The 26,495-nt window shown below is 69.9% G+C and carries 20 protein-coding genes and 1 pseudogene; 9 read left to right on the forward strand and 12 right to left on the reverse strand.

Going from position 1 to position 26,495, the window contains the following annotated elements; genetic code table 11:
* Positions 1–146: 146 nt before the first annotated feature.
* The 7 genes and pseudogenes from gltB to EGK76_RS01185 all read right to left on the reverse strand — a co-directional run bounded on the left by gltB (position 147) and on the right by EGK76_RS01185 (position 12,569).
* Positions 147–4,616, reverse strand: coding sequence for a glutamate synthase large subunit (gltB, locus tag EGK76_RS01155; RefSeq protein WP_123831281.1), 4,470 nt, complete (start codon positions 4,614–4,616; stop codon positions 147–149).
* 191 nt (positions 4,617–4,807) lie between these two features.
* Entirely contained in the window at positions 4,808–5,374 is a 567-nt protein-coding gene (locus tag EGK76_RS01160) for a Sua5/YciO/YrdC/YwlC family protein (protein WP_123831283.1), read from the reverse strand.
* 124 nt (positions 5,375–5,498) lie between these two features.
* A pseudogene (locus EGK76_RS01165) lies at positions 5,499–7,958 on the reverse strand (DNA topoisomerase I); the annotation flags it as partial.
* A gap of 140 nt (positions 7,959–8,098) precedes the next feature.
* Complete coding sequence (locus tag EGK76_RS01170) at positions 8,099–9,067, reverse strand: RDD family protein (protein ID WP_123831287.1); 969 nt, start codon at positions 9,065–9,067, stop codon at positions 8,099–8,101.
* Between the two features lie 599 nt (positions 9,068–9,666).
* Complete coding sequence (locus EGK76_RS01175; protein WP_096299870.1) at positions 9,667–10,140, reverse strand: DUF494 family protein; 474 nt, start codon at positions 10,138–10,140, stop codon at positions 9,667–9,669.
* 33 nt (positions 10,141–10,173) lie between these two features.
* Positions 10,174–11,325: a DNA-processing protein DprA gene (gene dprA, locus EGK76_RS01180; protein WP_123831289.1), complete on the reverse strand. Its 1,152-nt coding sequence runs from the start codon at positions 11,323–11,325 to the stop codon at positions 10,174–10,176.
* Positions 11,326–11,411: 86 nt separating this feature from the next.
* Positions 11,412–12,569 carry a LysM peptidoglycan-binding domain-containing protein gene (locus EGK76_RS01185; RefSeq protein ID WP_096299867.1) on the reverse strand — a complete coding sequence of 386 codons (1,158 nt, stop codon included), beginning with the start codon at positions 12,567–12,569 and terminating at the stop codon, positions 11,412–11,414.
* A gap of 134 nt (positions 12,570–12,703) precedes the next feature.
* Here EGK76_RS01185 and def point away from each other — a divergent pair, with 134 nt between their 5' ends.
* The 5 genes from def to EGK76_RS01210 all read left to right on the forward strand — a co-directional run bounded on the left by def (position 12,704) and on the right by EGK76_RS01210 (position 17,791).
* On the forward strand, positions 12,704–13,219 hold the full coding sequence (gene def / locus EGK76_RS01190) for a peptide deformylase (RefSeq protein WP_096299866.1): 516 nt from the start codon (positions 12,704–12,706) through the stop codon (positions 13,217–13,219).
* A 100-nt stretch (positions 13,220–13,319) separates the two neighbouring features.
* Positions 13,320–14,246, forward strand: coding sequence for a methionyl-tRNA formyltransferase (fmt, locus tag EGK76_RS01195; RefSeq protein WP_123831291.1), 927 nt, complete (start codon positions 13,320–13,322; stop codon positions 14,244–14,246).
* A 1-nt stretch (position 14,247) separates the two neighbouring features.
* Positions 14,248–15,540, forward strand: a complete 1,293-nt coding sequence (gene rsmB / locus EGK76_RS01200; protein ID WP_123831293.1) for a 16S rRNA (cytosine(967)-C(5))-methyltransferase RsmB — start codon at positions 14,248–14,250, stop codon at positions 15,538–15,540.
* 116 nt (positions 15,541–15,656) lie between these two features.
* On the forward strand, positions 15,657–16,664 hold the full coding sequence (locus EGK76_RS01205; RefSeq protein ID WP_096299860.1) for a glycosyltransferase family 2 protein: 1,008 nt from the start codon (positions 15,657–15,659) through the stop codon (positions 16,662–16,664).
* Between the two features lie 20 nt (positions 16,665–16,684).
* The gene (locus EGK76_RS01210) at positions 16,685–17,791 is read left to right on the forward strand and encodes a glycosyltransferase (RefSeq protein ID WP_199730828.1); all 1,107 of its coding nucleotides are present in this window, start codon (positions 16,685–16,687) and stop codon (positions 17,789–17,791) included.
* 90 nt (positions 17,792–17,881) lie between these two features.
* Here the strand turns inward: EGK76_RS01210 and EGK76_RS01215 are convergent, their stop codons facing one another.
* The 4 genes from EGK76_RS01215 to EGK76_RS01230 all read right to left on the reverse strand — a co-directional run bounded on the left by EGK76_RS01215 (position 17,882) and on the right by EGK76_RS01230 (position 21,899).
* The gene (locus EGK76_RS01215; protein ID WP_096299856.1) at positions 17,882–19,432 is read right to left on the reverse strand and encodes a PH domain-containing protein; all 1,551 of its coding nucleotides are present in this window, start codon (positions 19,430–19,432) and stop codon (positions 17,882–17,884) included.
* Positions 19,419–19,988 (reverse strand): PH domain-containing protein, encoded by a 570-nt coding sequence (locus tag EGK76_RS01220; RefSeq protein WP_123831297.1) that lies wholly within the window; start codon positions 19,986–19,988, stop codon positions 19,419–19,421. The genes EGK76_RS01215 and EGK76_RS01220 overlap by 14 nt, the downstream gene beginning before the upstream one ends.
* Positions 19,985–20,905: a lauroyl acyltransferase gene (locus EGK76_RS01225; protein ID WP_123831299.1), complete on the reverse strand. Its 921-nt coding sequence runs from the start codon at positions 20,903–20,905 to the stop codon at positions 19,985–19,987. Before EGK76_RS01225 ends, EGK76_RS01220 begins: the two co-directional genes overlap by 4 nt.
* 127 nt (positions 20,906–21,032) lie before the next feature.
* Positions 21,033–21,899, reverse strand: coding sequence for an outer membrane protein assembly factor BamD (locus EGK76_RS01230; protein WP_096299850.1), 867 nt, complete (start codon positions 21,897–21,899; stop codon positions 21,033–21,035).
* Positions 21,900–21,989: 90 nt separating this feature from the next.
* Between EGK76_RS01230 and rluD the strand changes: the two genes are divergently transcribed.
* From rluD to gloA, 4 genes are all read left to right on the forward strand, one after another.
* Positions 21,990–22,979: a 23S rRNA pseudouridine(1911/1915/1917) synthase RluD gene (gene rluD, locus EGK76_RS01235; RefSeq protein WP_096299849.1), complete on the forward strand. Its 990-nt coding sequence runs from the start codon at positions 21,990–21,992 to the stop codon at positions 22,977–22,979.
* Positions 22,976–23,746, forward strand: a complete 771-nt coding sequence (pgeF, locus tag EGK76_RS01240) for a peptidoglycan editing factor PgeF (protein WP_123831301.1) — start codon at positions 22,976–22,978, stop codon at positions 23,744–23,746. Before rluD ends, pgeF begins: the two co-directional genes overlap by 4 nt.
* Positions 23,747–24,120: 374 nt before the next feature.
* On the forward strand, positions 24,121–24,687 hold the full coding sequence (locus EGK76_RS01245; protein ID WP_123831303.1) for a DUF4166 domain-containing protein: 567 nt from the start codon (positions 24,121–24,123) through the stop codon (positions 24,685–24,687).
* Positions 24,688–24,713: 26 nt separating this feature from the next.
* Entirely contained in the window at positions 24,714–25,247 is a 534-nt protein-coding gene (gloA, locus tag EGK76_RS01250; protein ID WP_123831305.1) for a lactoylglutathione lyase, read from the forward strand.
* Positions 25,248–25,520: 273 nt separating this feature from the next.
* Here gloA and EGK76_RS01255 read toward each other — a convergent pair whose 3' ends face one another.
* The gene (locus EGK76_RS01255) at positions 25,521–26,453 is read right to left on the reverse strand and encodes a LysR family transcriptional regulator (protein ID WP_123831307.1); all 933 of its coding nucleotides are present in this window, start codon (positions 26,451–26,453) and stop codon (positions 25,521–25,523) included.
* Positions 26,454–26,495: the final 42 nt, after the last annotated feature.

Genomic DNA, 26,495 nt, shown 5'->3' on the forward strand with positions numbered 1-26,495 from the left:
ATCGGACTCCTGCACGCGCGCCGCGCCGGTGGGCACATCAAACGCCCGGCAGATGCGCGCGGCGAAGGGTGTGGACATCGCCGGCACGGTGTGCACGCCACGACAGCCGGCGCCAGCGGACAGGGCGAGGGCGAATCGCGCGGACATCACGCCGCCCGCCGCAGGTCTTCGGCCAGCGCTTCCAGACTCGCGGCCTTGGGCTTGACCAGCCAGAACTTGCCGACGAAATCGCGGAACTCCTCGAGGATGCGGCCGCTCCACGCGCTGCCGGTCAGACGTGCATGGGTTTCGATCAGATCGCGCAGGTGCGAACGGTAGTTGTCGAACGCTTCGGGCGTAACGCGCAGGATGTCGATGAGTTCGTGGTTGTAACGGTCGACGAAATCACGATCGAGATCGAGCACGTAGGCGATGCCGCCGGTGAAGCCGGCGCCGAAGTTCAGGCCGATGCGGCCGAGCACCGCGACGGCGCCGCCGGTCATGTACTCGCAGCAGTGGTCGCCGGCGCCTTCGATGACCGCGACCGCGCCGGAGTTGCGCACGCCGAAGCGTTCGCCCGCGCGGCCGGCGGCATACAGCTCGCCGCCGGTGGCGCCATAGAGGCAGGTGTTGCCGAGGATCGGGGTATCGCGCGATTCGAACACGCTGCCCGTGGGCGGGCGCAGCACGATGCGCCCGCCGGCCATGCCCTTGCCCACGTAGTCGTTGGCCTCGCCTTCCAGATCGATGTGCAGGCCGCCGGCATTGAATGCGCCGAGGCTCTGGCCAGCGGTGCCGCGCAGCATCAGCGTGACCGGCGAGCCGCTCATGCCGGTGTTGCCGTGATGCCGCGCGATCAGCCCGGACAGGCGCGTGCCGATGCTGCGGTCGGTGTTGCGGATGCTCGAATCGAATGCGCCACCGTCGCCGCGTTCGATCATCTTCGACACATTCGCATCGAGCGCCGCGGCCAGGCCGTCGGGTGGTGCCTGCAACGCCGGCGTGCCGCAGTACGAAAGCGGCTTGTCCGGATCGCTGCGCAGCAGCATCGACAGGTCGATGTCGACCGCCTCGCGCGTGTGGCGCAGGTGTTGTTCCAGCAGATCGGTGCGGCCGGTGATCTCGCCCAGCGAGCGCGCGCCAAGCGCGGCCAGATGCTCGCGCACGTCTTCGGCGACGTTGCGGAAGAACGTTTCCACGCGCTCGGGCAAGCCCTTGTAGTGATGCGCACGCAGGCGCTCGTCCTGGGTGGCCACGCCGGTGGCGCAATTGTTGAGATGGCAGATGCGCAGGTACTTGCAGCCCAGCGCGATCATCGGCGTGGTGCCGAAGCCGAAGGTGTCGGCGCCGAGCAGCGCGGCCTTGATGACGTCGAGACCGGTCTTCAGGCCGCCGTCGGTCTGCAGCAGCACCTGCCCGCGCATGTCGTTGAACTGCAGCGCCTGGCGCGCTTCCGACAGGCCCAGTTCCCAGGGCGCGCCGGCGTAGCGGATCGAGCCCAGCGGGCTCGCGCCGGTGCCGCCGTCGTGCCCGGAGATCGTGATCAGATCCGCGCCCGCCTTGACCACGCCGGCGGCGATCGTGCCGACCCCCGCATGGCTGACCAGCTTCACCGAGATCAGCGCATCGGGATTGACCTGGCGCAGATCGAAGATCAGCTGCGCAAGATCCTCGATCGAATAGATGTCGTGATGCGGCGGCGGCGAGATCAGGCCGATGCCGGGCTTGGCATAGCGCAGGCGCGCGATCAGCGGATTGACCTTGCTGCCCGGCAGCTGGCCGCCCTCGCCGGGTTTGGCACCCTGGGCAATCTTGATCTGCAGTACTTCGGCATTGATCAGGTATTCCGGCGTGACGCCGAAACGGCCCGAGGCGATCTGCTTGATCTTGCTGCGACGCTCGGATCCGTAGCGCTCGGGGTCCTCGCCGCCTTCGCCGGAATTGCTGCGGCCGCCCAGCCGGTTCATCGCGATCGCCAGCGCCTCGTGCGCCTCGGGCGACAGGGCGCCCAGGCTCATCGCCGCCGAGTCGAAGCGGCGCACGATCGCCGACACCGGTTCCACCTCGTCCAGCGGGACCGGTGCAGCCGCGGCCTTCGGGCGCAGCAGGTCGCGCAGCGCGGCCGGGGCGCGCGTGTCGACGAACTCCGAGTAACGCTTCCAGTCGGCGCGATCACCGGTCAGCACCGCGCGCTGCAGCGAGGTCACCACGTCCGGATTGAACTGGTGGTACTCGCCGCCGTGCACGTAGTGCAGCAGCCCGCCCGGCTCGGGCAGGGCGGTGTCGTCCCAGCCCTGCTGGGCGAGGTGGCGTGCATCGGCTTCCAGGCGCGCGAAGCCGGCGCCGCCGATGCGCGAGGGCGTGCCCTCGAAGCACAGCGCCACGACCTCGGGCGCCAGGCCGACGATCTCGAACAGCTGCGCGCCGCGGTAGCTGGCAATGCTGCCGATGCCCATCTTCGACATGATCTTCAGCAGGCCCTTGCGGATGCCGCGGCGGTAGCTGCGGCCGAGCTGCAACGCCTCGTTGCCGACCTTCGTCGCCAGCACGCCGCGACGGCCGAGCGCGTGCAGGGTCTGGAACGCGAGATAAGGATAGACCGCCGTCGCGCCGAAACCGATCAGGCAGGCGAAGTGGTGCGGATCGCGTGCGGTGCCGGTCTCGATCAGCAGGTTCACGTCGCAGCGCAGGCCCGCGCGCACCAGGTGGAGGTGGATCGCACCGGTCGCCAGCAGTGCATGCACCGGCACCGAGCCGCGCCTGGGGTAGCGGTCGCTGAGCAGCAGGATTTCCACGCCCGCGCGTGTTGCCGCCTCGGCCTCGGCACACAGCCGGTGCAGGGCCGATTCGAGCGTCTCGGTGTCGGCATCGAAGTAGAGATGCAGCAGCCGGTTCGCGTCGGCGAAGCGCGGCAGCGCCAGCAGTTCGCGCAGCTTGCGCTGCGACAGCACCGGCGAGTTCAGCAGCACGTGGTGCACGTTTTCGGCCCGATCGAGGAAGATGTTGCCCTCGCGGCCGATCTGCGTGGACAGGGTCATGACCGCGCCTTCGCGCAGCGGATCGATCGGGGGATTGGTGACCTGGGCGAAGGCCTGGCGGAAGACGTCGTAGAGCGGGCGCACGCGCTGGCTGATCGCGGCCATCGGCACGTCGTCACCCATCGAACCGATGCCTTCCTGCTCGGTCTCGGCCAGCGGCCGCAGCACCGACTCCTGTTCCTCGCGCGTGAGCTGGAACAGCTTCTGGAACGCCAGCAGGGTGTCGGGCGCGAAAGGCTCGGCAGCAAGCGCGGGGTCGATCAGTTCGGTGTGCAGGTAGCGCATGCCGCCCTTGAGCCATTGCTTGTACGGCGCGCGGGCACGGTTGACCGCGTCGATCGCGTCGTTGTCGAGCAGGGTGCCGGCGGCCAGGTCGATCGCGATCATCTCGCCGGGACCGAGCTTGCCCTTGGCCTGCACGCGCTCGGGTGCGACGTCCCAGACGCCGGCCTCCGATGCGATGACGAAGATGCCGTCGCTCGACAGCGTCCAGCGCGCCGGGCGCAGCCCGTTGCGGTCGAGCGTGCACGCGGCATGGCGGCCGTCGCACATCACCACGCCGGCCGGGCCGTCCCACGGCTCGGAGTTGATCGCGTAGTACTCGTAGAAGGCGGCGAGGTCGGCGTCCTTGTATTCCAGCGATTGCGTGGCCGGCGGCATCAGAATGCGCATCGCCTGCAGCAGGTCCATGCCGCCGAGCAGCATCCACTCGAGCATGTTGTCGAGGGTCTGCGAATCCGAGCCATGCATGGTCACGGTCTCGTCGAACTCGGAGATGTCGAGCAGCGGTGATGCCCACACGCCGCGGCGCGCCTGCGCCCAGCGCCGGTTGCCCTCGATGCTGTTGATCTCGCCGTTGTGCGCCAGACGCCGGAAGGGATGCGCCAGCCGCCAGCGCGGCAGGGTGTTGGTCGAGAAGCGCTGGTGGAAGACCACGGTCTTCGCCGTGAGGTCGGCGCGCGCGAGGTCCGGGAACAGCCGGGGCAGATGGGCCGGCAGGACCATGCCCTTGTAGCCGAGCAGGCCGGGCGTCAGCCCGACCACGTAGAAGTCCTCGACCCCGCTCAATGCGACTTCGGCGCGGCGACGCGCCAGATACAGCGCACGCTCGAAGGCGCGCACGTCGATGCCGCTGCAGTCCACGAACACCTGTTCGATACGCGGCATCGATGCCCGCGCCAGTGCGCCGCAGGCGTCGATGTCGACCGGCACCTCGCGCCAGCCGGCGACGCGTACCCCGGCCGCAACGAGGAGGTCGCCGAACACGCCGCGGCACCGCGAGGCTGCGTCGCCGTCGTGCGGCAGGAACACCATGCCGGCCGCACGATGTTCGCCTTCGAACAGCAGGCCGGCTTCGCTGGCGAGCTCGGCGATGCACGCATCCGCGCCGTAGAGCAGCACGCCGCAGCCGTCACCCGAAAGCCCGTCCGGCGCGATGCCACCGCGATGCGCCATGCGCGAAAGCGCCTGCAGCGCGCCATCGACGATCGCGCGCGAAGCGTCGCCGCCGATGGTCGAGATCAGTCCGAATCCGCAGGCATCGCGTTCGTCGGCGGGGTCGTAGAGGCCCCGACCCGGGAGTTCCGGCATCGTCGTCATCGCAGTCCGTGGAGAGGCAGATGGCCGGCGCGGAATCGAAGCGCCACGGTCCTTGCGTCGCATCGACGCGTGCACGCCGGACTAGGAATAGAGCATAGATTGTGCAGTGCGACAACCGCGGTTGTGGCGGCGTTTCAGTTGCGAATGCAACCGCCTCGCGAGTTCGGCGCCTGCGTTGTCCGCGTCGCGAATCAGGCGCGCAGGACGTCGCCGGAATGCGCGTCCCGGATGGTCGAGGCCGAACTCCGGCCGCCGGTTTCGCCGACGAGCACGCCGTCGATCCGGGCGATCAGATGCGGATCGAGTGCATCGCGCGTGGTGGCCGCCGGATGTCCTGAGAGATTGGCGCTGGTCGACACCAGCGCACCGCCGAAGGCGGCGCACAACGCGATGACCGGCGCGTGGGCGCTGACGCGGACCGCGACGCTCGCGTGCGCGCCGGTGATCCAGCCAGGCACGTCCGCGCGCGCGGGCATCACCCAGGTGTTGGGGCCCGGCCAGCTGGCCATGACGGCGGCCTGGCGCGCCTGCGGCAACGCGCTCCAGTCCACGATGGGGTCGAGCTGCGTGACCGCGCCGGCGATCAGGATCACGCCCTTGTCGACCGCGCGCTGCTTGATATCGAGCAGGCGCAGCACCGCCGCACGATCGAAGGGATCGCAGCCCAGTCCCCAGACACCTTCGGTGGGATAGGCGATGACGCCGCCGCGCGCGAGCAGGGCGGCGGCGGCGGGCACTTCGAGCGGGATCGCGCTCATGCGGATCGGTGACGCGCGCTCAGAACGGCGCGTCGTCGGGGGCGGGCGCAGCGGCTCCGGCCTTGATCACGCGCTTCTTGCCGGTCTCGACTTTCGACGGGGTCAACAGGGACTTCGCCGGTTCCGCCGCGGGCGTGACAGCTTTCTTGGCGACCTTCTTGGTGACCTTCTTCGCCGCTTTCTTGGCCGCCTTCTTCGCAGGCGCCTTCTTGGTGGCCGCCTTCTTGGCGGCAGGTTCCTTCTTCGCTGCGACCTTCTTCGCCGGGGCCTTCTTGCCGAAGCCCTTGCGTACCGGCTTGCCGGTTTCCTCGAGCAGCCTGGTCACTTCCTCGAACGTCAGCGACGCCGGCTCGCGATCCTTCGGAATCTTGCCGTTGAGCTTGCCGTCGCTGATGTAGGGACCGAAGCGGCCGTTGAGCACCTGGATCTCGCTGCCTTCGAATTCCTTGATGATCCGGTTGCGCGCGATCTCTTCCTTCTCCTCGATCAGGAAAACCGCGCGCGCGAGGTCGATCTTGTACGGGTCGTCCTCCTTCTTCAGCGAGGCGTAGACGCTGCCGCGCTTTGCGAACGCGCCGAAGCGGCCGATGCCCACGCTGACCTGCTCGCCCTTGTCCTCGCCGAGGATGCGCGGCAGCTGGAACAGCTCCAGCGCGTCCTCGAGGCTGATGGTGTGCATGCTCTGGCCGGGCCGGAGCGAAGCGAACTTGGGCTTGTCCTCGGCGTCCTCGGCGGTGCTGCCGATGGCCGCGTAGGGCCCGAAGCGGCCCAGTCGCACGCTGACCGGCTTGCCGGTCTTGGGGTCGGTGCCGAGTTCGCGCGCGCCGGTGGCCTCGGTGCGGTCGACCGACTCGCTCTTGACGTCCACCAGTTCCTTGAACGGGCCCCAGAACTTCTCCATCAGCGGGATCCAGTCCGCCTCGCCGCGCGAGACGGCATCGAGGTCGTCCTCGAGCCTGGCGGTGAAGTCGTAGTCCACGTACTGGGTGAAATGGCTGGACAGGAAGTTCGACACCGCGCGGCCGACGTCGCTGGCGCGGAAGCTCCGGCCCTCCATCTCGACGTACTTGCGGAACTGCAGCACCTGGATGATCGACGCGTACGTCGACGGACGGCCGATGCCGTACTCCTCGAGCGTCTTGACCAGCGAGGCTTCGGTGAAGCGCGGCGGCGGCTGGGTGAAGTGCTGGTCGGCATGGATGCGATCGAGCGGAATGCGGTCGCCGGTCTTCATCTGCGGCAGCTTGCGGCCCTCGTCCTCGTCTTCCTTGCCCTTGTTGTCCTTGCCTTCCTCGTAGACGGCGAGGAAGCCCGGCACCATCACCGTGGTGCCCGAGGCGCGGAAGCTGTGCTCGCTGCCAGCGGCGAGATCGACGGTGACGGTGTTGAGCGTGGCCGGGATCATCTGCGAGGCCACGGCGCGCTTCCAGATCAGCTCGTAGAGGCGGCGCTCGTCATCGGTGAGGAAGCGCGCGACCTGGGCGGGCGTGCGCAGCGCGGAGGTCGGGCGCACGGCTTCGTGGGCTTCCTGCGCGTTCTTGGACTTGGTCTGGTAGACGTTGGGCTGGTCCGGCAGCGAGGAAGTGCCGAAATCGCGCGCGATGACGTCGCGGATCTCGCCCAGCGCTTCCTGCGACAGGCTCACCGAGTCGGTACGCATGTAGGTGATCAGGCCGACCGCGCCCTCATCGCCAAGCGTGATGCCCTCGTAGAGCTTCTGCGCCACCTGCATCGTGCGGCGGGTGGTGAAGCCGAGCTTGCGCGAGGCTTCCTGCTGCAGCGTCGAGGTGGTGAACGGCGCCGCCGGGCGACGCTTGCGCTCCTTGCTGGCGACATCGGTGACGTGCAGCGCACCCTGCGCGGCGGCCTGGATGCGCGCGCGCGCCGCCTCGGCGGTATCGCCGTCGGTGACCGTGAACTGCTCGAACTTCTGCCCGTCGAGGCGGGTAAGCCGCGCGGTGAAACCCTGCGAGGGATGCGCGCATTCGGCCTCGATGCTCCAGTACTCGCGGGCGACGAAGGCTTCGATCTCTTCCTCGCGCTCGACGATCATGCGCAGCGCGGGCGACTGCACGCGGCCGGCCGACAGGCCGCGCTGGACCTTGCGCCACAGCACCGGCGAGAGGTTGAAGCCGACCAGGTAGTCGAGCGCGCGTCGTGCCTGCTGGGCGTCGACCAGGTCGCCGGCGATCTGGCGCGGCCTGGTCATCGCTTCCTTGATCGCCCGCGGCGTGATCTCGGTGAACACCACCCGCTGCAGGGTGCGGTTCTCGAGCAGGCCGCGTTCTTTGAGGATTTCCGCGATGTGCCAGCTGATCGCCTCGCCCTCGCGGTCCGGGTCGGTCGCCAGGAAGATGTCGGTCGCGGCCTTGGCGGCCTTGGCGATCGCCTCGACGTGCTTTTCGTTCTTCTCGATCAGGTCGTAGCGCATCGCGAAGTTGTGCGCCGGATCGACCGCGCCCTCCTTCGGGATCAGGTCGCGCACATGGCCGTACGAGGCCAGGACCTGGAAGTCCTTGCCGAGGTACTTGTTGATCGTCTTCGCCTTGGCGGGCGATTCGACGATGAGGAGGTTCTTGGCCATGTCGGCGGCATCCAGGGCGCACCAGGGCGGCCCATCAAAAAGGTGAAGATGACGACGCCCGGGGCAGGCCCGGGCGGTCGATTGCTTTTATAGTGGAATCACGCAGGCCGGCAGCTGTCAAGCGCCGGCACTGCTGCCGGTCAGGAAAGTACGGCCAATCCGACGGCTGCGAGGATCCCCAGCAGGGCCAGTCCCAGCAGCACGCCGCCAATCGCCAACACCACGACCGCCACCGTGCCGAGCTCGCGGCGCTGCAGCTCGGGATGGGCGGTGAAGGCCCAGCGGTCGACCACCAGGGTGTCGCAGACCATGTCGTGCAGTGCCTGCTTGCGCTCGGTGAAGCCTGCCATCAGGAAGCCGATGCCGAAGATCATCCCGCTGAGGATCGTGGCGAAGTAGCGGCCGATGGCGCGCGCGAGCGAGATCCGTTCGCCATCGAGCCGCACCACCTTGATACCCACGGCCATCTTGCCGGGCGTGGCCATCGAGTGCGACGCATGGAACCAGGCGTAGTAGGAGGCGGAAAGCGCGATCGAGATCAGGTTCGTCACGAGCGCGTTCATCCACTCGCCGCGCCCGAGGCCCGCCACCCCGGCAAAACTGAGTGCGAACGCGGCCAGCGCCATGCCGGCCAGGCCGACGATGACGCTGTCGATCAGGTAGGCGGCCACCCGCTTCCAGAAACCGGCCAGCACGACATCGCGGCCGAGCACGGCGGTGCTGCGACGCGCGACGTTCGATGCGGGCGGCGCGTAGGGCGAGCCGGCCCCCGCGCCCGCTGCGCGTCCCGCAGCATCGGCGGACTGCACGCCGCCGGCAGCGGCGACGGCGCGCCAGCCGGGGTCCTGCACCGGGTGCGGCGCTTCCTCCGTCGGCGGGGGCACCGGCTCCAACGCCCAGGAATTGGCACTGGGCATGACGCCCGGTGCAGCGCCGTCGGCAGCGAGTTCCGGCGCCAGCTCGCGCAGCGGCTGCCAATCGGCCAGGCCCTCGCGCCACAGCAAGGTGGCGTCGTGGACGATGCCGTCGCGACGCAGCTGCAGCAGCGCGGGCAGCGTCACCGGGCCGTGGCGGGTGTTCCGGGCATCGGTGTAGTACCAGTCGGTCATCGGCGTAAGGTCTCTGGGTCGGTGATGGAGTGGAGCGGAGGGTTACGGCGCCGGGCGCCGGCCGCGGGCACGACGCTCGCGCCTCCGGTGGCCGGTCCGCCGCCGGCGGGATGCAAGGCGGCTCCGGCAGTCCCTGGCGCCGGGCAGGATCTGAAGGTGCGTCGGCGGCCCCGGACGCATGCGCGCCGCCAGTTCAGTTTCTGCGCCAGCCCGCGCAGCGGCGTCCGTGCCGGCAGTCCGTCCCTCCATAGCGGGATGCTGTCGTTCAGCCCGCCCTGGTGGCGCAGTTGCCGCCGCGCAGCCGCAGTGATCGGGCCGCGGCGTGTATTGCCACCGTCGAGGTAATACCAGCGGGTCATGCTCCGGGACGCCAGCCGGGTCGCTGTCCGACCGGAGCGCCGATAGGCATGCAGCCGAGGCGCCGGCCTGCCGGCGGCGCGTGGAACCGGATCGGACATTGGCGTGGCTTCCCTGCGCGGCCGGACGCCCGGCCACTCCCCGCTGTTCATCCTACAGGCGCGCTGTCGCCGCCCCAAGCGCCAGACGCGAGAAAGGCGCCCGCAGGCGCCTTTCGTCGATTCCGGCCTGAAGATGGCGGCTCAGTGCACCGGCTCGGGCTCATCGTCGAACATCTGCGTTTCCATCCACGCATAGGCCGCCTCACTGCCGGGCTGGTTGAACAGCACCATCAGCACGACCCACTTCAGGTCGTCGAGGTCCAGCTCGTCCTGGTCGAGCGCCATCACGCGGTCGAGTACCAGCTCGCGCTGGTCGGAATCGAGTACGCGATGCTGCTCGAGGAACATCAGGAACCCCCGGCAGTCGACGTCCAGCCGGTCGAGCTCCGGACCGCTGTAGACGCGTGTGGGGCCATCGGCGCGGACCACCGGCACACTCGGCCGCTGGTCCGCCAATGCGTCCAGCCAGTCGAAAGCCTTGCTGACTTCGGCGGGGCTGAATCCGGCCTGGAGCAGGCCGCTCTGCAGCGAGTCGCGATCACGGACGAGGTCCGCATCCTCGGTGAAGTAGTGTTCGAACAGGTACAGCAGGACATCCAGGATGCTTTCTTTCATTTCCCCTCGGCCTGCGCCTCGCGGCACATCGTGTCAGGACTTTCGGGAATACCGACCGTGCGCCGCAGCCACACGTCCATCCAGCTCCATGGACAGCAGCATGGCCGACGCCCGGGCCACCGTCAATCCGCTGCGCGAGATCAGTTCATCCATACCGGTTGGGTCGTGCCCGAGGGCATTCCACAACCGGTGGTAGTCCGGATCGCCATCGGATGACGGGGAGGCCTGCTGTTCAGCGGGCACGGCGGGTATCGTCTTGCCCCTCTGAATGGGGGCGCCGAGCCGCCCCTGCAAGGCGTCGGCCAGGCCGGCGGCGATTGCCGCAAGCGCATCGATCACTTCCTCGGGCGTTTCCACCAGGGTGGCGCCATCACGCAACAGGCGGTGGCAGCCGCGCGCCATCGGATTGTGGATGGAGCCGGGGATCGCGAAGACCTCGCGACCCGCGTCGGCGGCGAGCCTGGCGGTAATCAATGCCCCGGAGCGGTGTGCGGCCTCCACTACGAGCGTGCCCAGCGCGAGTCCGGCGACGATGCGGTTGCGGCTTGGGAACTGCTCGCGCCGTGCCGGCGTGCCCGGCGGGTATTCGCTGACCACCGTCCCGGTGCCCACGATGCGCGCATGCAGCCGTGTGTTGGAGCGCGGATAGGGCTGGTCGATCCCGCTGCCCAGGACCGCCACTGTGTCCCCGTCGGCGTCGAGCGCGGCCGCGTGCGCCGCCGCGTCGATGCCGCTGGCCAGCCCGCTGACCACGGCGAAGCCCGCGACTGCGAACCGTCGCGCGAACGCAGCCGCGTTGTCGCGACCACCGACCGTGGGCGCGCGGCTGCCGACCACGGCAATGCCCGCCCGCCACAGCCGTGCCACGTCGCCTTCGACGAACAGCGCCAGTGGCGGCGCCGACATCCTGCGCAGCAGCGCCGGGTAGTCGGGATCGTGCCAGGCGATCAGCTGCCGGGCGGATGTGGCGGTCAGCCAGTCGTGCCAGCGATCGATGTCGGGCGCGTCACCGGCAAGCAGGGCGCATTGGCGCGCATCGAGCCCGGCGGCCCGCCACACGGCCGGGCCAGCGTCGAGCGCGGACGCCGGCCCGCCAGGCATCGACAGCAGGGCGCGGCGTGGCGCGGCGGCGCCGCCGGCATGGATCAGGCGCAGCACCGCCTGCAGGTCGCGATCGTCGTCCATGGCCCAAGCCTAGGCCGCATACGACGACGGCACCCGAAGGTGCCGTCGTCCGATCCGGTCGGGAAAGCCCGCGTGGCGGGCGCCGCCTACTGTTCGGCGTCGGGGTGCTTGACCGTGTAGCCGACCTGCACCGGCTTCTCGCCTTCCATCACCAGCGCGTAGCTGACGAAGTTGAAGGTCAGGAACACCATCGCGTGCGCGGCGTACTCGTCGGGCAGGCGATCGCGGTTGACCCCGGGGTTGGGCGAGCTGGTGATCTGCGAGGTGTTGGGGTGCTTCACCCGGTCGATGACGTATGAACCGTCGTGCCAGATCGAGAACACCGTGCCGTTGTCGACACCGTTCTGGTAGCCGGCCGAGATCGCGATGACGTCGCGCGGCCCACCGGTGACCAGCATGTCGGCCACGCCGATGATGCGCGCATTGGCCGCGAGTGCCTCGGCGCTCGGCGCGTGCGGGAAGAACTGCAGGTCGTAGGGCTGCGGATTCGCCGGGACCAGACGGTCGCCCACGCGTGCCTCGAAGCCGTCGTTGTCCAGCACCAGCGTCGTGGTGTCGCTCTGCGCGGTCGGGCCGTGGAGCACCGTGCCCACGCCCATCTGCACCATTTCGTAGCCGAGGAACGCGTCCTGCTGGCGGGACTTCGGCTGGGTCTGCGACCACAGGTTGCTCTCGCCGGGGATGCGCTTGCCGCGGAAGTCGAGATCGCGCGAGCCGCGAGCACCGTAGAACTCCGTGGCCGGGCGCAGCACCGCATAGCGCTCGCCCGGACGGGCAGCGTCCAGTCCCTTGACGTAGACATTGCGGCCGACGCTGCCGCGCAGGCGTCCGTCCTCCAGACCGAGCACGTAGGGCAGGTTTTCGAACTCGAACACGACCCGGCGGTTCTTCAGGAACGGCTCGACGTCCGACAGCGGGATCGCATTGATCGGCGAGGCTTCCAGCGGCCGCGGCCCCGGCGCCATCGTCACCCGATTGAGGTAAGCCAGGCTGATCACGTCACCCGGATAGATCAGGTGCGGATTGGCGATCTGCGGATTCGCCTGCCAGATCTCGGGCCACAGCCAGGGCCGATCGAGGAAGCGACCGGCGATGTCCCATAGCGTGTCCCCGCGGACCACGACATAGGTTTCCGGATGGTCTCCGCGCATCTGCTGGGCAGCGGCGAACGTGGTGACGGTCAACAACGCGACGGCACAACCCGTGCGTAGCGACCTGGAAAGACGCTGAAGCGTGCCCGCCATCTACCTGCTCCCCTTAAGTTTTTCCCCTTGCAGCGGCGCAATATAGCCTGAAAGTCCGGCGCGGACGCAACTGTGGCCGCGCTACAATTCCAACCTCGCTCCCGCGGCTGTGACCGCTTTCGCTGTTTGCCACCATGCCCCTGCTTGAGATCCTCGAATACCCCAGCGCCCGGCTGCGCAAACTGGCCGAACCGGTCGCCGCCGACTCCTTCGCCGATCCGGCCTTCCAGCGTTTGATCGACGACATGTTCCAGACCATGTACGAGGCGCCCGGCATCGGCCTGGCGGCGACCCAGGTCGACACCCATGCGCGCTTCATGGTCATCGATGTGACCGAGGGCCGTGAGCAGCCGCTGGTGTTCGTCAATCCGGAAGTGCGCGATCGCTCCGACGATCTGCGCGTCCATACCGAGGGTTGCCTGTCGATTCCGGGCGTGTTCGCCGACGTGACCCGAGCCGACGGCATCACCGTCACTGCGCTCGACCGGCATGGCAAACCGTTCGAGATGAGCGTCGACGGCCTGCTGGCGACGTGCGTGCAGCACGAGATCGACCATCTCGACGGCAAGCTGTTCATCGACTATCTGTCGCCGCTCAAGCGCGACCGCGCGCTGAAGAAGCTCGAGAAGCTGCGCAAGGGTCGCGACTGATCGCCACGCCGCGCACGCCGCCCGCCGATCCCGGAGTCGCCGTTGCGGGACACGCGCGTGGGCGCTCCGCTTTTTGCCGCTGCCTGTCAGGAAACCGCTCATGAGACTCGTCTTCGCCGGCACCCCCGACTTCGCCGTGCCGTCGCTGCTGGCTGCCGACGCGCGCAACGAGGTCGTCGCGGTCTACACCCAGCCCGACCGGCCCGCCGGGCGGGGGCGGGCGCTGACCGCCTCCCCGGTCAAGCGGACGGCGCTCGAGCGCGGACTGGCGGTGGATCAGCCCGAGCGGCTGAAGGGCCGCGAGGTGCTCGAATCGCTGAGCGCGCTGGAGCCCGACCTGATCATCGTCGTCGCCTACGGCCTGCTGCTGCCGCAGGCGGTGCTCGATATCCCGAAGTACGGCTGCTGGAACGTGCATGCCTCGTTACTGCCGCGCTGGCGTGGCGCGGCGCCGATCCAGCGGGCGATCCAGGCCGGCGACACCGAAACCGGCGTATGCCTGATGCAGATGGAGAAAGGCCTGGACACCGGCCCGGTGCTGCTGCGTCAGACCACGCCGATCGCGCCGACCGATACCGGCGGCAGCCTGCACGACCGGCTCGCGGTTCTCGGCGCCCAGGTCCTTGCCGACGGCCTCGGCCTGCTGCGCGTCGGTATGCAGCTGCCACTCAACCCGCAGCCGGCGCAAGGGATCACCTACGCCCACAAACTCGACAAGGCCGAGGCGCGACTGGACTGGTCGCGACCGGCGATCGAGCTGTCCAATACCGTGCGCGCCTTCGATCCCTGGCCGGTGGCCGAGGCCGAAGTGGCCGGCGAGCGCCTGCGCATCCATGCCGCAAGTGCGCTGCCGCTCGCCCACGCCCAGACGCCGGGCTCGGTGCTGTTCGCCGGCCGCCAGGGCATCGATATCGCCTGCGGCGAGGGTGCCCTGCGCCTGCAGCGGGTGCAGCGCGCCGGTGGCCGCGCGATCGACGTCGCCGATTACCTCAATGCGCGCAGCGATCTGCGCGCGGTGGGCGCCTGAGATGGATCACGGCGCGCACGCACGGGCGGCTGCAGCCCGGGTCATCGACGCGGTACTGCATCAGGGCCGCTCGCTGAAGGGTGAGCTGTCGACGGCACTGGCGGACATCGACGATGTCCGCGACCGCGCGCTGGTGGAGGCGATGGCGTTCGCCGCGGTACGCCACCAGGGCCGGTATGCCGCGGCGCTGTCGAGCTGGATGCCACGCCCGCTCGGGAGCCGTGACGCACCGTTGCGCGCGCTGCTCTATGCCGGCTTCGCCCAGCTCGATCCGATGGCGCTGCCGGCGCATGCCGCGCTCAATTCGACCGTCGATGCGGCGCGCCTGATCGGCCGCGCCCACCAGGCCGGCCTCGTCAACGCGCTGTTGCGACGGGCCCAGAAAGACGGCCTGCCGGCTGCCAGCGTCGACGCGGCATGGCCGGCGTGGCTGCTGGCGCAGGTACGCACCGACTGGCCACGCGACATGGATGCGATCCTTTCGGCCAGCGCCGCCGAAGCGCCGCAATGGCTGCGGGTGAACCGCCGCCACGGCACCCGCGATGCGTATTACACCCGACTCATTGGCGCGGGCCTGCAGGCCGACGCCCCCGCCGACATGCCCGATGCCCTGCGTCTCGCCACGCCGGTGCCGGTCGATGCCTTGCCCGGTTTCAACGACGGCGACGTGTCGATCCAGGACGCTGCCGCGCAGCGGGTGCGCGAAGCGCTGGCGCCGGCCGCCGGCGCGCGCGTGCTCGATGCCTGCGCGGCGCCGGGCGGCAAGAGCGCGCATCTGCTCGAACACGATCCCGCCCTGCGTCTGCTGGCGATCGACATCGCCGCGCCGCGCGTGGCCCGCATCGAAGAGACGTTCGCGCGCCTGGGCCTCGGCGCGCAGGCGCAGGTGCGCACCGCCGACGCGCTCGACCCCGCGCGCTGGTGGGATGGCATCCCCTTCGATGCGGTGCTGCTGGACGCCCCGTGTTCGGCGACCGGCATCGTGCGCCGGCAGCCCGACGTGCTGCTGCATCGCCGGCCGCGCGATCTCGACGCACTGGTCGCCCTGCAGGCGCAGCTGCTCGATGCACTCGCGAACGTCGTCGCACCCGGCGGCATCCTGCTGTACGCGACCTGCTCGATCCTGCGACGGGAGAACGCCGCCCAGGTCGAACGGTTCCTCGCCGACCATCCGGACTTCGCGCTGGAGCCGCTCGACACGCGTTTCGGCCGGGATACCGGTGCCGGCCACCAGCGTCTGCCCGGCGAAGCGGGCATGGACGGGTTCTTCTACGCACGCCTGCGCAGGGCCTGAGTCCCTGACGGCGACGATGCTGGCATCCTGTGCGGCGGTCCGCTGCCGGCAGCCAGGGCCAGGTTCGCTTCGCGCCATCCCGCGGTCTCCCTGCAGCACGCAACGGAACTGAATCCATGTCCGATACACCCTGGCTGAGCGTCCTGATGCCGGTCTACAAGGTCGAGAATTACCTGCGCGAAAGCGCCGAATCGGTACTCGGCCAGGATCCCGGCGGGGCCGAGGGCATCGAGCTGGTCCTGCTCGACGATGCGTCGCCCGACGGTTCGACCGAGATCGCCCGGAGCCTGGTTGCAGCCCACCCGGGGCGGGTCAGGATGATCGAACACCCGAGCAACCGCGGTCTCGCTGCGGCACGCAACACGCTGCTGGCCAATGCCAGCGGGCGGTACCTGTGGTTCCTCGATTCCGATGACGTGTTGTTGCCCGGCGCCCTGGCCGGGCTCAAGGCGGTGATCGATACCTCGCAGCCGGATCTCGTGCTTTGCGATTTCCGCCTGCTCCGCGAGGATTTCGGCCTGCGGCATCGGCTGCGCGGCGAACTGCACCGGCCGAGTTTCGCCAGTTCCGGACGGGGGTCGGCGGGGTCCAGCCGCGAGGCGCTGGTGGCCGGCCTGCTCGAAGGTCGGCAGCTGCACGTGTGGTCGAAAATCGCGCGCCGGGAGATCTGGCAAGGCGTGCGCTTTCCGGAAGGGCGCTTCTTCGAGGACATGGCCATCACCGGTCAACTCATCGGAAGGACCACCAGCTGGGTGCATGTCGCCGAGCCCTGGGTCGGCTACCGGCAGCGGGGCGACAGCATCATGGCGCGGATGGATGCCACCAAGACCGGCGACCTGCTGGTCTCGCTCCGTCAGCTGCACGGCGATCTGGCGGCGCTGCCCGGTGGACAGGATGGCAAGGCCCGCTTGGCTGCCGATTATTTCGCGCTGCGGACGTTCGCCGCGCTGGCCCGCAAGGTGCCTGACGACGATCTCGTACAGGCGCAGGAATGCAGGGACGCGTTCCGGGCGGTGTTTCCGCAGGGGGCGGATGCGGTGTTCGCCGCCTGCCGCGAGCGTGGCTGGTGGCTGCGGGCCTGGCGCGCGCGGCGCAGCCTCGATCGACGCGGGTGGCTGCAGTGAGCGGCGCCCGGCGCACGCGCGTGCTCCATTTCGTTACCGGCGGTTTTTCCGGTGGCGCCACCCAGGTGGCGATCGCCCTGGTCAACGCGGCGCGCGCCGAGGGGCCCATCGAGCCGCTGCTGGTGCTGCGGCGTAAACGCCGCACCGACCCTGCGCGTATCGCCGAACTCGAGCAGGCCGGGGTGCCGGTCCGCGTGGTTGCCGGCTGGTCGCACCTGGCGACCATCCGGGAGCTGGTGCGACTGTGCCGGGAGTTCCGGCCCGATGTTCTGGTCGCCCATGGGTTCAGCGAACACCTGTGGGGCCGCTACGCGGGCCTGCTGGCCAAGGTGCCCAATCTCGTCCATGTCGAGCACAACACCCGCGAGCGTTACACCCGGTGGCGCATCGCGCAGACCCGCTGGCTGGCGCGGCGCACCGCGCGCATCGTCGGCTGCTCCGAAGGGGTGCGCCAGGTCCTGCTGCAGATGGGGATGCCGGCCGACCGCACCATCGCAATCTCCAACGGCATCCGGCTCGAGCCCTTCGCCGACGCCGAGTCGAATCCGCTGCCCGCGCGCGCGCCCGGCATCGTCATGGTGTCGCGGCTGTCGAAGCAGAAGGACCATCCCACCCTCCTGCGTGCGATCGCCCTGCTGCGCGCACGCGGCCTGCTGCCGCCGGTATTGCTGGCGGGCACGGGCAAGGCCCGCTACCGCGCGTCGCTGGAAAAACTGGCGGGCGAGCTCGGTGTCGACGGGCAGGTGCAGTTCCTCGGCCTGCGTCGCGATGTGCCCGAGTTGCTGCTGGGCCACCGCATCGCGGTGCTGAGTACCCATTACGAGGGAATGCCGCTTGCCCTGATCGAGGGGATGGCAGCCGGCTGCGCCGTGGTCGGCAGCGCGGTCCCCGGGGTGCGCGAGGTGATCCGTGACGGCGTCGACGGCCTGCTGGTGGCGCCGGGGGACGCGCAGGCGCTGGCCGATGCGCTCGAACGCCTGCTGCGCGACGACGGGCTGGCGGCGTCGATCGCGCGGCAGGCCCGCCTGCGCGCGGTCGAGGAATACGGCCGGGAGCGGATGAACGCGCGCTACGAGGCCTTGTTTCTCGAGCTTGCCCGGGACGCCGGGACGGCGCGCCCGGACTGAGCCGCAACGCAGGTCGGGCCGCGATCCGGGGCCGGGCTTGCGACGGGGCGCCATCCGCCCGATCCAACGCCGAACGCGCGGGAGCTGCGGTCACCAGCGCAGCGGCCGCCGGGCGATCCGGTGGGCGAGCGTGGCGTGGATGGATTCGGCCTCGGCAAGCGGTAGCAGACGCAGGCGCAGCGGCGTTGCCAGCGGGCTGGCGCCGGCGGTGTCGCACCAGACCGATGCCATGCCATAGCGCCTGTCCAATGGCGACTGGCGCAGCTCGACCGCCTGCAGCTTGCCGACCTCGGCGAAGCGCCAGTGCCGGGTCCACCAGCCTTCGCGCACCGCGACCAGCGATGCATCGACGGCGTAGCCGGCGCGGGCGGCATGCCGGCGTGCGACGAAGATCGACCACGGCAGCCACAGCAGCGCGAGCGTGCCCCAGGCCTGGAAGAACCAGACCAGCACGGCGCACCCAATGGCGGTCATCAGCACATCGCCGATGACCAGGCGCTGCCATGCGCGCGGATGCAGCGGGCGCCATGCCTGCGGCGGCCAGTCCGGCAGCAGGGCGACGTCGCGCACGATCGCGTCGCATGTCGCCGGTGGCGCGATCGGCGCCAGGGCGTCGAGTCCGCGCTGCGCGCCGGCATCGCCCTGGCCATCGGCGCCGCGGGCACTCGCCGTGTCGATATCCAGCGTGCGCCGGGCGAACAGGCGGTGTAGCACGCCCTCGGTCATGGTCCAGGCCTGGATTCTCCGGCGCGGCACGCTGCTGCGCGAGCGCGCGAGAAGGCCGCGCTCGACGGTCAGCCGGCGCCCCTGCCGCTGCAGCCGGAACCCGTAGTAGCGCAGCAGCGCGAGCAGCACCGAGAACGCACGGATCAGCAGCAGCGCGGCACCGACCACGGCCAGCAGCACGAGGCCCTTGGCCATCCACGTCGCAGCGAAACCGCTGGCATAGCCGAAGGCTTCGCGGCCGTAGTCGACCAGGAGGCGGCCCGCCATGCGGTCGGGCAGCGCCTGGAACGCGAGGGCGAAGGCGCCGGCGACCACGATCATGCCGCGATTGGAAATCAGCCCCAGCTTGACCACTTCCCAGGTCGACAGCGCGAGCAGGGTGATGCCGGCCGGGGCGGGCGTCGACGCAGGCCCGGCATCCGCGCCCACGTGGACCGCCTGCCCGCGATCGCGGATCAGCTGCTCCAGCGCCAGCGCCTCGGGCAGGCGCAGCACGCGCATCTGCGCCTCAGGCCTGGTGCCCCCGGCCGACTCCAGCCGCACCTCGGCCACGCCCATCAGCCGGTGCAGCAGGCTCTGGTGGATGGCCACGTTGTGGATGCGCGAGTACGGGATCTGCCGCACGCTGCGTTCCAGCAGGCCGCTCCGCACGATCAGCCGGTCGTCCTCGATGCGGTAGCGGAACGTGAGGTACTGCCAGATCGAGACCACGACCAGCGCGCCGACGCCGACCATCGGCAGCCACCACGGATAGCCGTCGTCCCGGCGGCCGCCGGCGAACAGCAGGACGAGGAGCGGCACGATGAACTGCCGCAGGTTCTGCAGCAGCACGAACAGCCAGCTGGCGGGGTGCAGCCTGCGTTCCCGGTCTTCGGGCAGCAGGGCCTCGCTTGCGGCGGGCTCAGGCGTCGTCATGGTCGTCGTCGCGCGCTGCGCGCGCGGCGAGGGTGTCGCGCAGCCGCTCTGCCTGCATGTGGTCGAGGCCGGAGAGCGCCACCGCGCTGTTGCGGGTGCCGGCGGTATGCACGATCAGTGTCGCCAGCCCGAACGCGCGCTCCAGCGGGCCGCGGCGCACGTCGAGATGCTGTACGCGGTTGCCCGGCACGCGCGTGTCGCTGCGCCACATGTGGCCGCGGCGCACGCCGAAGCCGTCGTCGTCCAGACGCCAGCGCGTGCGCAGCCAGCGCCGCCGCGCGATCCACACCGTCCATGCCGGCACCCCGAGCAACAGCACGCCGGCGATCGCGAACGACGACGGCTGGCGCGCGGAAGCGACCAGGCCGACGCCGAGCGCGATGCCCAGCGGTACCACCGTCCCGATCAGCGTGGTGATCGTCGCGAGCGTGCGGGCGCGCGTGGGCAATGGCTGCCAGATATCGGTTTCGACCTGCGGTGCGGGCACTGTCGCCTCGGCCGGCAGGGGCGGCGGTGCCGCGGCGTGGTCGTGGCTGGCGGTCATCGGCGCGCTCATCTTCGACGTTCCAGGTCGGCGTAGGGATTGTCTTCGCCGGTGCCCGGCGGTCGGGCCTTGTAGCGCTTGTAGGTCCATTGGTACTGCGCCGGGTCACGACGCGCGATGTGCTCGACGCCGGCATTGAGCGCCGTCGTCGCGCGCACGAGGTCGGTATCGGCGATCGCCGGGTGCGCGGGCTCGATGCGCAGCGCGAAGTCCGGGCCGTCGCCGATGCGTTCGCAATAGGCGAAGAGCACGGTCGCGCCGGTGCGCTCGGCCAGGCGCGAGACCAGGGTCATCGTCAGCGCGGGCATGCCGAAGAACGGGGCGAACTCGCCATCGCCGGCCTTGGGCTGCTGGTCGGGCAGGATGCCGACGACGCCGCCTTCCTTGAGTGTCTTCCAGAGCTGGCGGACGGCGGGCCCTTCGGCGCGGACCTGGCGCACGCGATCGGGCACGCCGGCGCGGACCAGGCGCAGGAAGGCTTCGCCGACCTGCGATTCGGGCGCCCGGTAGAGGATCGAGATCGGCGTGCGCGCGGCCAGCCACTGGTTGAGCAGCTCCCAGTTGCCGTAATGCGGCGCGCAGACGATCAGGCCGCGGCCCCCGGCCAGCGCAGCGTCGAACAGGCCCACGCCATGCTGCTCGCGCAGGCGCCGCAGGTTCTCGCGGTGCGGCCGCGTCCACAGACGCAGCGTCTCCAGCGCCTGCAGCGCGGTCGTGCGCAGCACCGCACGGTGCAGGGCGTCGCGCTCCTCGGGCGAAAGCTCGGGATAGGCGAGTTCGAGATTGCGCAGGGCGACCCGGCTTTCGCGGCTGCCCGCCAGACGCATGCAGCGCCCCGCGAGGCTCGCCAGGCCGCGCATCGCCGGCAGGGGCAAGCCGCCCACCAGCGTGGCCAGGGCGTAGAGGAGTCGCGCGATCAGGTCCGGCATGTCGGGAAGTCTAGGCGCTGTCGTCGAAACGGGGATAGGCGCCCCCGCGCCGGACGCAGCCTGAAACGCAGGACGCCGCCCTGTGGGCGGCGTCGTGGGTCATGCGCGTCGGGTCATGCGCGCCGGCTCAGTCGCGGCTGGCGTCGATCGCCGTGCGCTCGGTGGCGAACGGGTTGAGACGACGGATGCGCCATGGCTCGTTCGGCCACTGTCCGGTCAGCGCCGGGTGGTTGGGCTCGTTCTGCTGCAGCACCCGGCGGGCATCGGCCGCCAGGGCCTCGTTGCCGAGCCGCTCATAAGCCACCGCGAGCAGGGCGACCGCGTCGTTCTGGTACTCGCTCTGCGGATACGTCTCCAGCAGGTAGGTCGCGCGCTGCGCGGCGGCCACGTAGGCCTCGCGGCGCAGGTAGTACAGGGCGGTCTCGATCTCGTGACGCGCGAAGGTGTTGCGCAGCGCGACCATGCGCTGGCGGGCGTCGGCGGCGTACCGGCTGTTGGGATAGCGGTCGGCGACGGTATTGAAGTCGGCGTAGGCCTGGTTCGGCGAGGCCAGGTCGCGGCGGCTCGGGTCGAGGCTCCACACGCGCTGCAGGAACACCGTGTCGCGGTTGGAATTGACCAGACCGCGCAGGTAATACATGTAGGGGATGTTCGGGTGCGTGGGATAGGTACGGATGAAGCGGTCGATGCCAGAGATCGCTTCCTCGTTGTTGCCCATCTTGTAGTTGGCGTATGCCGTCTCGATCAGCGCCTGCTCGGTATACGGACCGTAGGGGTACTGGGCGACGAGGCGACGGAACGTGGTCGCGCCGTTGTTCCAGTTGCCACGGCGCATCGAGTCGTGGCCCTTCTGGTAGAGCTCGGCGACTGGCACGCCTTCGTTCTCGTCGTCGCGGGTGTCGCGAGAGCACCCGGCGGCCAGCAGCACCACCAGCAGCAGGAGCAGCGAAGTGCGGGCCAGGGCGCGGAACGGCAAGGCGGGGCGTCGGGTCATGGGGTCGATTGGGCGTATGGGCACGAACCGCGGATAATAACAGTCCGGGTCGTCTGCCCGGCTTTCCCCGCCTGAACCCGAGCCGTCCCGATGCAGCATGACCCCAACGACCTTCCCGATCAGCGCACCGCCACCGTGCCGGATGCCGCAGCGGGGCGCCGTTTCGACGCCGTGCTGGCCGAACTGTTCCCGCAGTTCTCGCGGTCCAAGCTGACCAGCTGGATCAAGTCCGGGGAGGTGCTGCTCGATGGCGCCGTGCCGCGGCCGCGCGACGCCGTGGTGGGCGGAGAGACCGTCAGCCTGAACGTCGTGCTCGAAACCCAGACCGCCGCCGAGCCGCAGGACATCCCGCTGTCGGTGCTGTTCGAGGACGATCAGGTGATCGTCGTCGACAAGCCGGCCGGGCTGGTGGTCCATCCCGGCGCCGGCAACCACGACGGCACCCTGGTCAATGCCCTGCTGTTCCGGGACGCGTCGCTGGCGACCCTGCCGCGCGCCGGCATCGTGCACCGGCTCGACAAGGACACCTCCGGGGTCATGGTGGTCGCGCGCACCCTGGAGGCGCACAACGCCCTGGTCGAACAGCTGTCCGCGCGTGACGTGCACCGGCAGTACCTCGCGGTCGTCGTCGGCGCGCTGGTCTCGGGCGGCACGGCGGATGCGCCGATCGACCGCCACCCGCGCGACCGCCTGCGCATGGGCGTGCGCGAGGACGGGCGCGAGGCCGTCACCCATTACCGCCTGCGCGAGCGGTTCCGCGCGCACACCGCGCTCGAGTGTCGTCTCGAGACCGGTCGCACCCATCAGATCCGCGTGCACATGGCGCACCTGCGCCATCCGATCCTCGGCGACCCGCTCTACGGCGGCGCCCTGAAGCTGCCCAAGGGCGCGTCCGACGAGATGATCGCGATGCTGCGCGGCTTCCGTCGCCAGGCGCTGCATGCGGAAACGCTCGAGTTCAAGCATCCGGTCACCGGCGAGGCCGTGCGTTGCTCGGCGCCGCTACCCGACGACATGCAGGCCCTGCTCAAGGTGCTGCGCGCCGATTCGATCCAGCACGCGGAGATGGGACGCAGGTGAGCGCGCTGCTGCACGCGCAGTGGCCTGCGCCGCGCGGCGTGCACGCGCTGACCACCCTGCGGCGCGGCGCCGGCGTGTCGGGTGCGCCGTTCGACACCTTCAACCTCGGCAACTGCAACACGCCCTCGGGCGACGATCCGGCGGCGGTCGCGCGCAATCGTGCGGCCCTGGTCGGACTCGCCGGCCTGCCGTCGCCGCCGCACTGGCTGCAGCAGGTGCACGGCGTCGATGTGGTGCGCTTCGTCGCGCCCGCCGCCCAAGCGCAGCAGGCACTGGTGGAGGCCGACGCCGCAGTCACCCCGGCCCCGGCAGTGGTGCTCGCGATCCTCACCGCCGACTGCCTGCCGGTGGTGTTCGCCGCGACCGACGGCAGCGAAGTCGGCGCGGCGCACGCCGGTTGGCGGGGCCTGGCCGGCGGCGTGCTCGAGGCCACGGTGGCCGCAATGCGGACGCCACCATCGCGACTGCTCGCCTGGCTTGGCCCCGCCGCCGGACCGGCCTCCTACGAAGTCGGGCCCGAGGTGCGCGATGCGTTCACCGGCGCGGATCCGGGCGCGCAGACCGCGTTCGCCGCCACGCGCGCAGGCCATTGGCGCGTCGATCTCTATGCGCTGGCGCGGCGGCGGCTGGAGGCGGCCGGCCTGCGCGGTGATGCGATCCACGGCGGCGACCGGGACACGATTGCCGAGCCGGAGGCGTTCTATTCCCACCGTCGCGACCAGCGCACCGGGCGCCTGGCCACGCTGGTGTGGATGGATGCCCGCTGACGCGAGAGCGGTGGAAATACCTTGGCGAAGGCGCCTTGCGATGCCGGTGCTTTGCTCGCAGCGCGTATCTGTCGACGCTCGGAATGCCTGTTTGCTGCTGCACATGTGCGCCCTAAGGGCGAGTGATGCCTGATGCGCTGCCGCGCCAGCGGCCGCAGTTGGTTCGGCGCGCGCGGCGCCCCGGCATGAGGCACGAACCTCAATCGTGGGGATCATGGCCGCGCCATGCCAGCAGGCAGGCGGCTCGCCAGCCTTGATGCCAGGTCGTCGCCGATTCGCGCCCTCGGGCGCAGCTACGCTCATCGCGAGCGCACGGGGCGACCCGTGGTCCGCGGCAGGCGCTATCCTGCGCCGCCCCTTGCGATGCGTGTGCGATGACGCCGACCCTCTACCAGACCCTGCTCGGCGCCGCGTTTTTCCGACTGCCCGACACCCTGCGCAGCCTGCATGGCGCACACGGCACGTCGCGCCATGCGGGGCAGGTGACGGTGGAGCGCGGAACCGGCCTGCTATCGCGCCTGTGTGCGCGACTGGCTGGATTGCCGCCCGCGATGGTCGATGCGCCGCTCACGGTGGACTTCGCCAGCGGTCCCAAGGGCGAGATCTGGGCACGCGTGTTCGGCGCGCCGCCGGCGGCCTCACGCATGCGCTCGCGGCTGTGGCATCACGACGGACAGCTGCGCGAATGGCGCGGACCGCTGCAGCTCCACTTCGTGCTGCATGCCTGGGAGGGCAGGATCTTCTGGAACGTCGCCGGCGCACGGCTGCTCGGCGTGTTGCCGCTGCCGGCGGCGCTGTTCCGTGAGGTGCGCTGCAACGAACGTGAGGTCGACGGCCGGTACGCATTCGAGGTCGAGGCAGCCCTGCCGCTGATCGGCCCTCTGGTGCGTTACCACGGCTGGCTGCTGCCCGGGCCCGCGGACCCGGGCGATGGCCGATAATGGCGGTCCCCCTCCAGGAGCCTGCCATGACCAGCCAGACCCTCGCCGAGCTTGCCGGTACGCCCGGTGTCGCGGCGCGCGACGCCGCGACGCACGATTTCGTGTTCAACCACACCATGCTGCGGATCAAGGATCCGGTGGCGTCGCTGGACTTCTATACCCGCGTGCTCGGCTTCACCCTGCTGCGCAAGGCCGATTTCGAGCAGGCGAAGTTCTCGCTGTTCTTCCTGGCGCTGATCGACGACCTCGCGGTGGTGCCTGCAGACCCGGATGAGCGCCGCCAGTGGCTGGCCGTCCAGCCCGGCGTGCTCGAGCTCACCCACAACCACGGCACCGAAACGCAGGACGGGCCGGTCTATCACGATGGCAACAGCGATCCGCGCGGGTTCGGCCACATCTGCATCAGCGTGCCCGACGTGCGCGCGGCCTGCGCGCGTTTCGAGGATCTCGGCGTGCCGTTCCAGAAGCGCCTGAGCGACGGCACGATGAAGTCGATCGCCTTCATCAAGGATCCGGACGGCTACTGGATCGAGATCATCCAGCCCACCCCCATCGCATAAGGTCGTCCTGCTTGCGGGCAGGCCCGGGGCGGCGCTGTCCCGGCCGGCGCCTGCGGAGGTTTGCCGGAATTGCCGAAGCGCTCGCCTATGCGGGCAAGCCTGGCGCTTTCGCAGCTGCCGTCGCTCCGGGCCTTGATGGCCTGACCTCGATGGTGCCCGCATGCGACTGCGCTCAGGCAGGCACGGCCGCACGGCAGTGCAGACGAAGGCCGGTCACCCGGACGGAGCGCACTCGGTCGAGGTGGCATGCCAAGGGCGGAACATCGGTGGCCACTAGGCAGCCGATTGCTGGGAAGTCGGGGCGCGGCCATCGCCTGGCGGCGCACCCATCATGTCGGCCGCCTGACCAAAGCACGCGATCAGGGTGTCGGTCAGGACGCGGATCTTTCTAGGGGGATGCTGGCCTGGCGGCCTGAGCACGAACATGCCGGCAGAGCGGACCGGGTAGCGCGGCATGAGCGGCACGAGTTCGCCAGCCGCGATGTGTCTGGAGACCAGGCCGTCGGGCAGGTAGCCGATGCCGATACCTGCAACGGCAGCCATCGCCAGGGCGCTGCCGTTGTCCGCTTTGAATCTTCCTTGCGGCCGTATGGTGACGATCGTGTCGCCGTCCATGAACTGCCAGGCTTCGGTGCCCTGCATGAGCGCCTGGTGAGCGAGTATTTCGTCAGGGCTTTCGGGAGCCCCATGGGCCGCGATGTAGGCCGGGCTCGCGACGAGCCTGCCGTAGATCGGGCCGACGCGCCTCGCAATGAGGTTCGAGTCCTGGAGGTGCCCCAGCCTGACCGCGCAGTCGTAGCCCTCGGCGACGATATCCACGAAGCGATCGGTGTAGCACACGTGCACATGCAGCTCGGGGTGGGTGCGCGCCAGTTCGGCCAGTGCCGGAGCGATATGCGTCGGGCCGAAGGAAAGCGGCGCTGCCACCCGAAGCCGACCCCGCAGTTCGCCGTTGGGCAGGATCGCTTCTTTGGCGGCATCGATCTCTGCCACCACCCGCGCCGCGTGATCGCGGAATGTCGAGCCTGCTTCGGTGAGTGCCGCGCCGCGTGTCGTGCGCGCAAGCAACTGCGCGCCCAGGTCGTCTTCAAGGCGGGCCAGCCGTCGGCTCACGATGGACTTGGCAATGCCAAGTCGACGCGCGGCGGAAGTGATACCGCCCGCATCGGCCACCTCGACGAATGTGCGCAGATCTTCGACGTTCACATGCGTTCCTCGAATTGAGACACGGCACCGCGGATATTGGAT

Source organism: Luteimonas sp. 100069 (genome assembly GCF_003813845.1).
In the GTDB taxonomy this organism is placed as follows: domain Bacteria; phylum Pseudomonadota; class Gammaproteobacteria; order Xanthomonadales; family Xanthomonadaceae; genus Luteimonas; species Luteimonas chenhongjianii.

Bases quoted from the DNA above. Each gene is read 5' to 3' on its own strand.
- gltB (WP_123831281.1), bottom strand. From the start codon at position 4,616: ATGACGACGATGCCGGAACTCCCGGGTCGGGGCCTCTACGACCCCGCC.
- EGK76_RS01160 (WP_123831283.1), bottom strand. From the start codon at position 5,374: ATGAGCGCGATCCCGCTCGAAGTGCCCGCCGCCGCCGCCCTGCTCGCG.
- EGK76_RS01170 (WP_123831287.1), bottom strand. From the start codon at position 9,067: ATGACCGACTGGTACTACACCGATGCCCGGAACACCCGCCACGGCCCG.
- EGK76_RS01175 (WP_096299870.1), bottom strand. From the start codon at position 10,140: ATGAAAGAAAGCATCCTGGATGTCCTGCTGTACCTGTTCGAACACTAC.
- dprA (WP_123831289.1), bottom strand. From the start codon at position 11,325: ATGGACGACGATCGCGACCTGCAGGCGGTGCTGCGCCTGATCCATGCC.
- EGK76_RS01185 (WP_096299867.1), bottom strand. From the start codon at position 12,569: ATGGCGGGCACGCTTCAGCGTCTTTCCAGGTCGCTACGCACGGGTTGT.
- def (WP_096299866.1), top strand. From the start codon at position 12,704: ATGCCCCTGCTTGAGATCCTCGAATACCCCAGCGCCCGGCTGCGCAAA.
- fmt (WP_123831291.1), top strand. From the start codon at position 13,320: ATGAGACTCGTCTTCGCCGGCACCCCCGACTTCGCCGTGCCGTCGCTG.
- rsmB (WP_123831293.1), top strand. From the start codon at position 14,248: ATGGATCACGGCGCGCACGCACGGGCGGCTGCAGCCCGGGTCATCGAC.
- EGK76_RS01205 (WP_096299860.1), top strand. From the start codon at position 15,657: ATGTCCGATACACCCTGGCTGAGCGTCCTGATGCCGGTCTACAAGGTC.
- EGK76_RS01215 (WP_096299856.1), bottom strand. From the start codon at position 19,432: ATGACGACGCCTGAGCCCGCCGCAAGCGAGGCCCTGCTGCCCGAAGAC.
- EGK76_RS01220 (WP_123831297.1), bottom strand. From the start codon at position 19,988: ATGAGCGCGCCGATGACCGCCAGCCACGACCACGCCGCGGCACCGCCG.
- EGK76_RS01225 (WP_123831299.1), bottom strand. From the start codon at position 20,905: ATGCCGGACCTGATCGCGCGACTCCTCTACGCCCTGGCCACGCTGGTG.
- EGK76_RS01230 (WP_096299850.1), bottom strand. From the start codon at position 21,899: ATGACCCGACGCCCCGCCTTGCCGTTCCGCGCCCTGGCCCGCACTTCG.
- rluD (WP_096299849.1), top strand. From the start codon at position 21,990: ATGCAGCATGACCCCAACGACCTTCCCGATCAGCGCACCGCCACCGTG.
- EGK76_RS01245 (WP_123831303.1), top strand. From the start codon at position 24,121: ATGACGCCGACCCTCTACCAGACCCTGCTCGGCGCCGCGTTTTTCCGA.
- gloA (WP_123831305.1), top strand. From the start codon at position 24,714: ATGACCAGCCAGACCCTCGCCGAGCTTGCCGGTACGCCCGGTGTCGCG.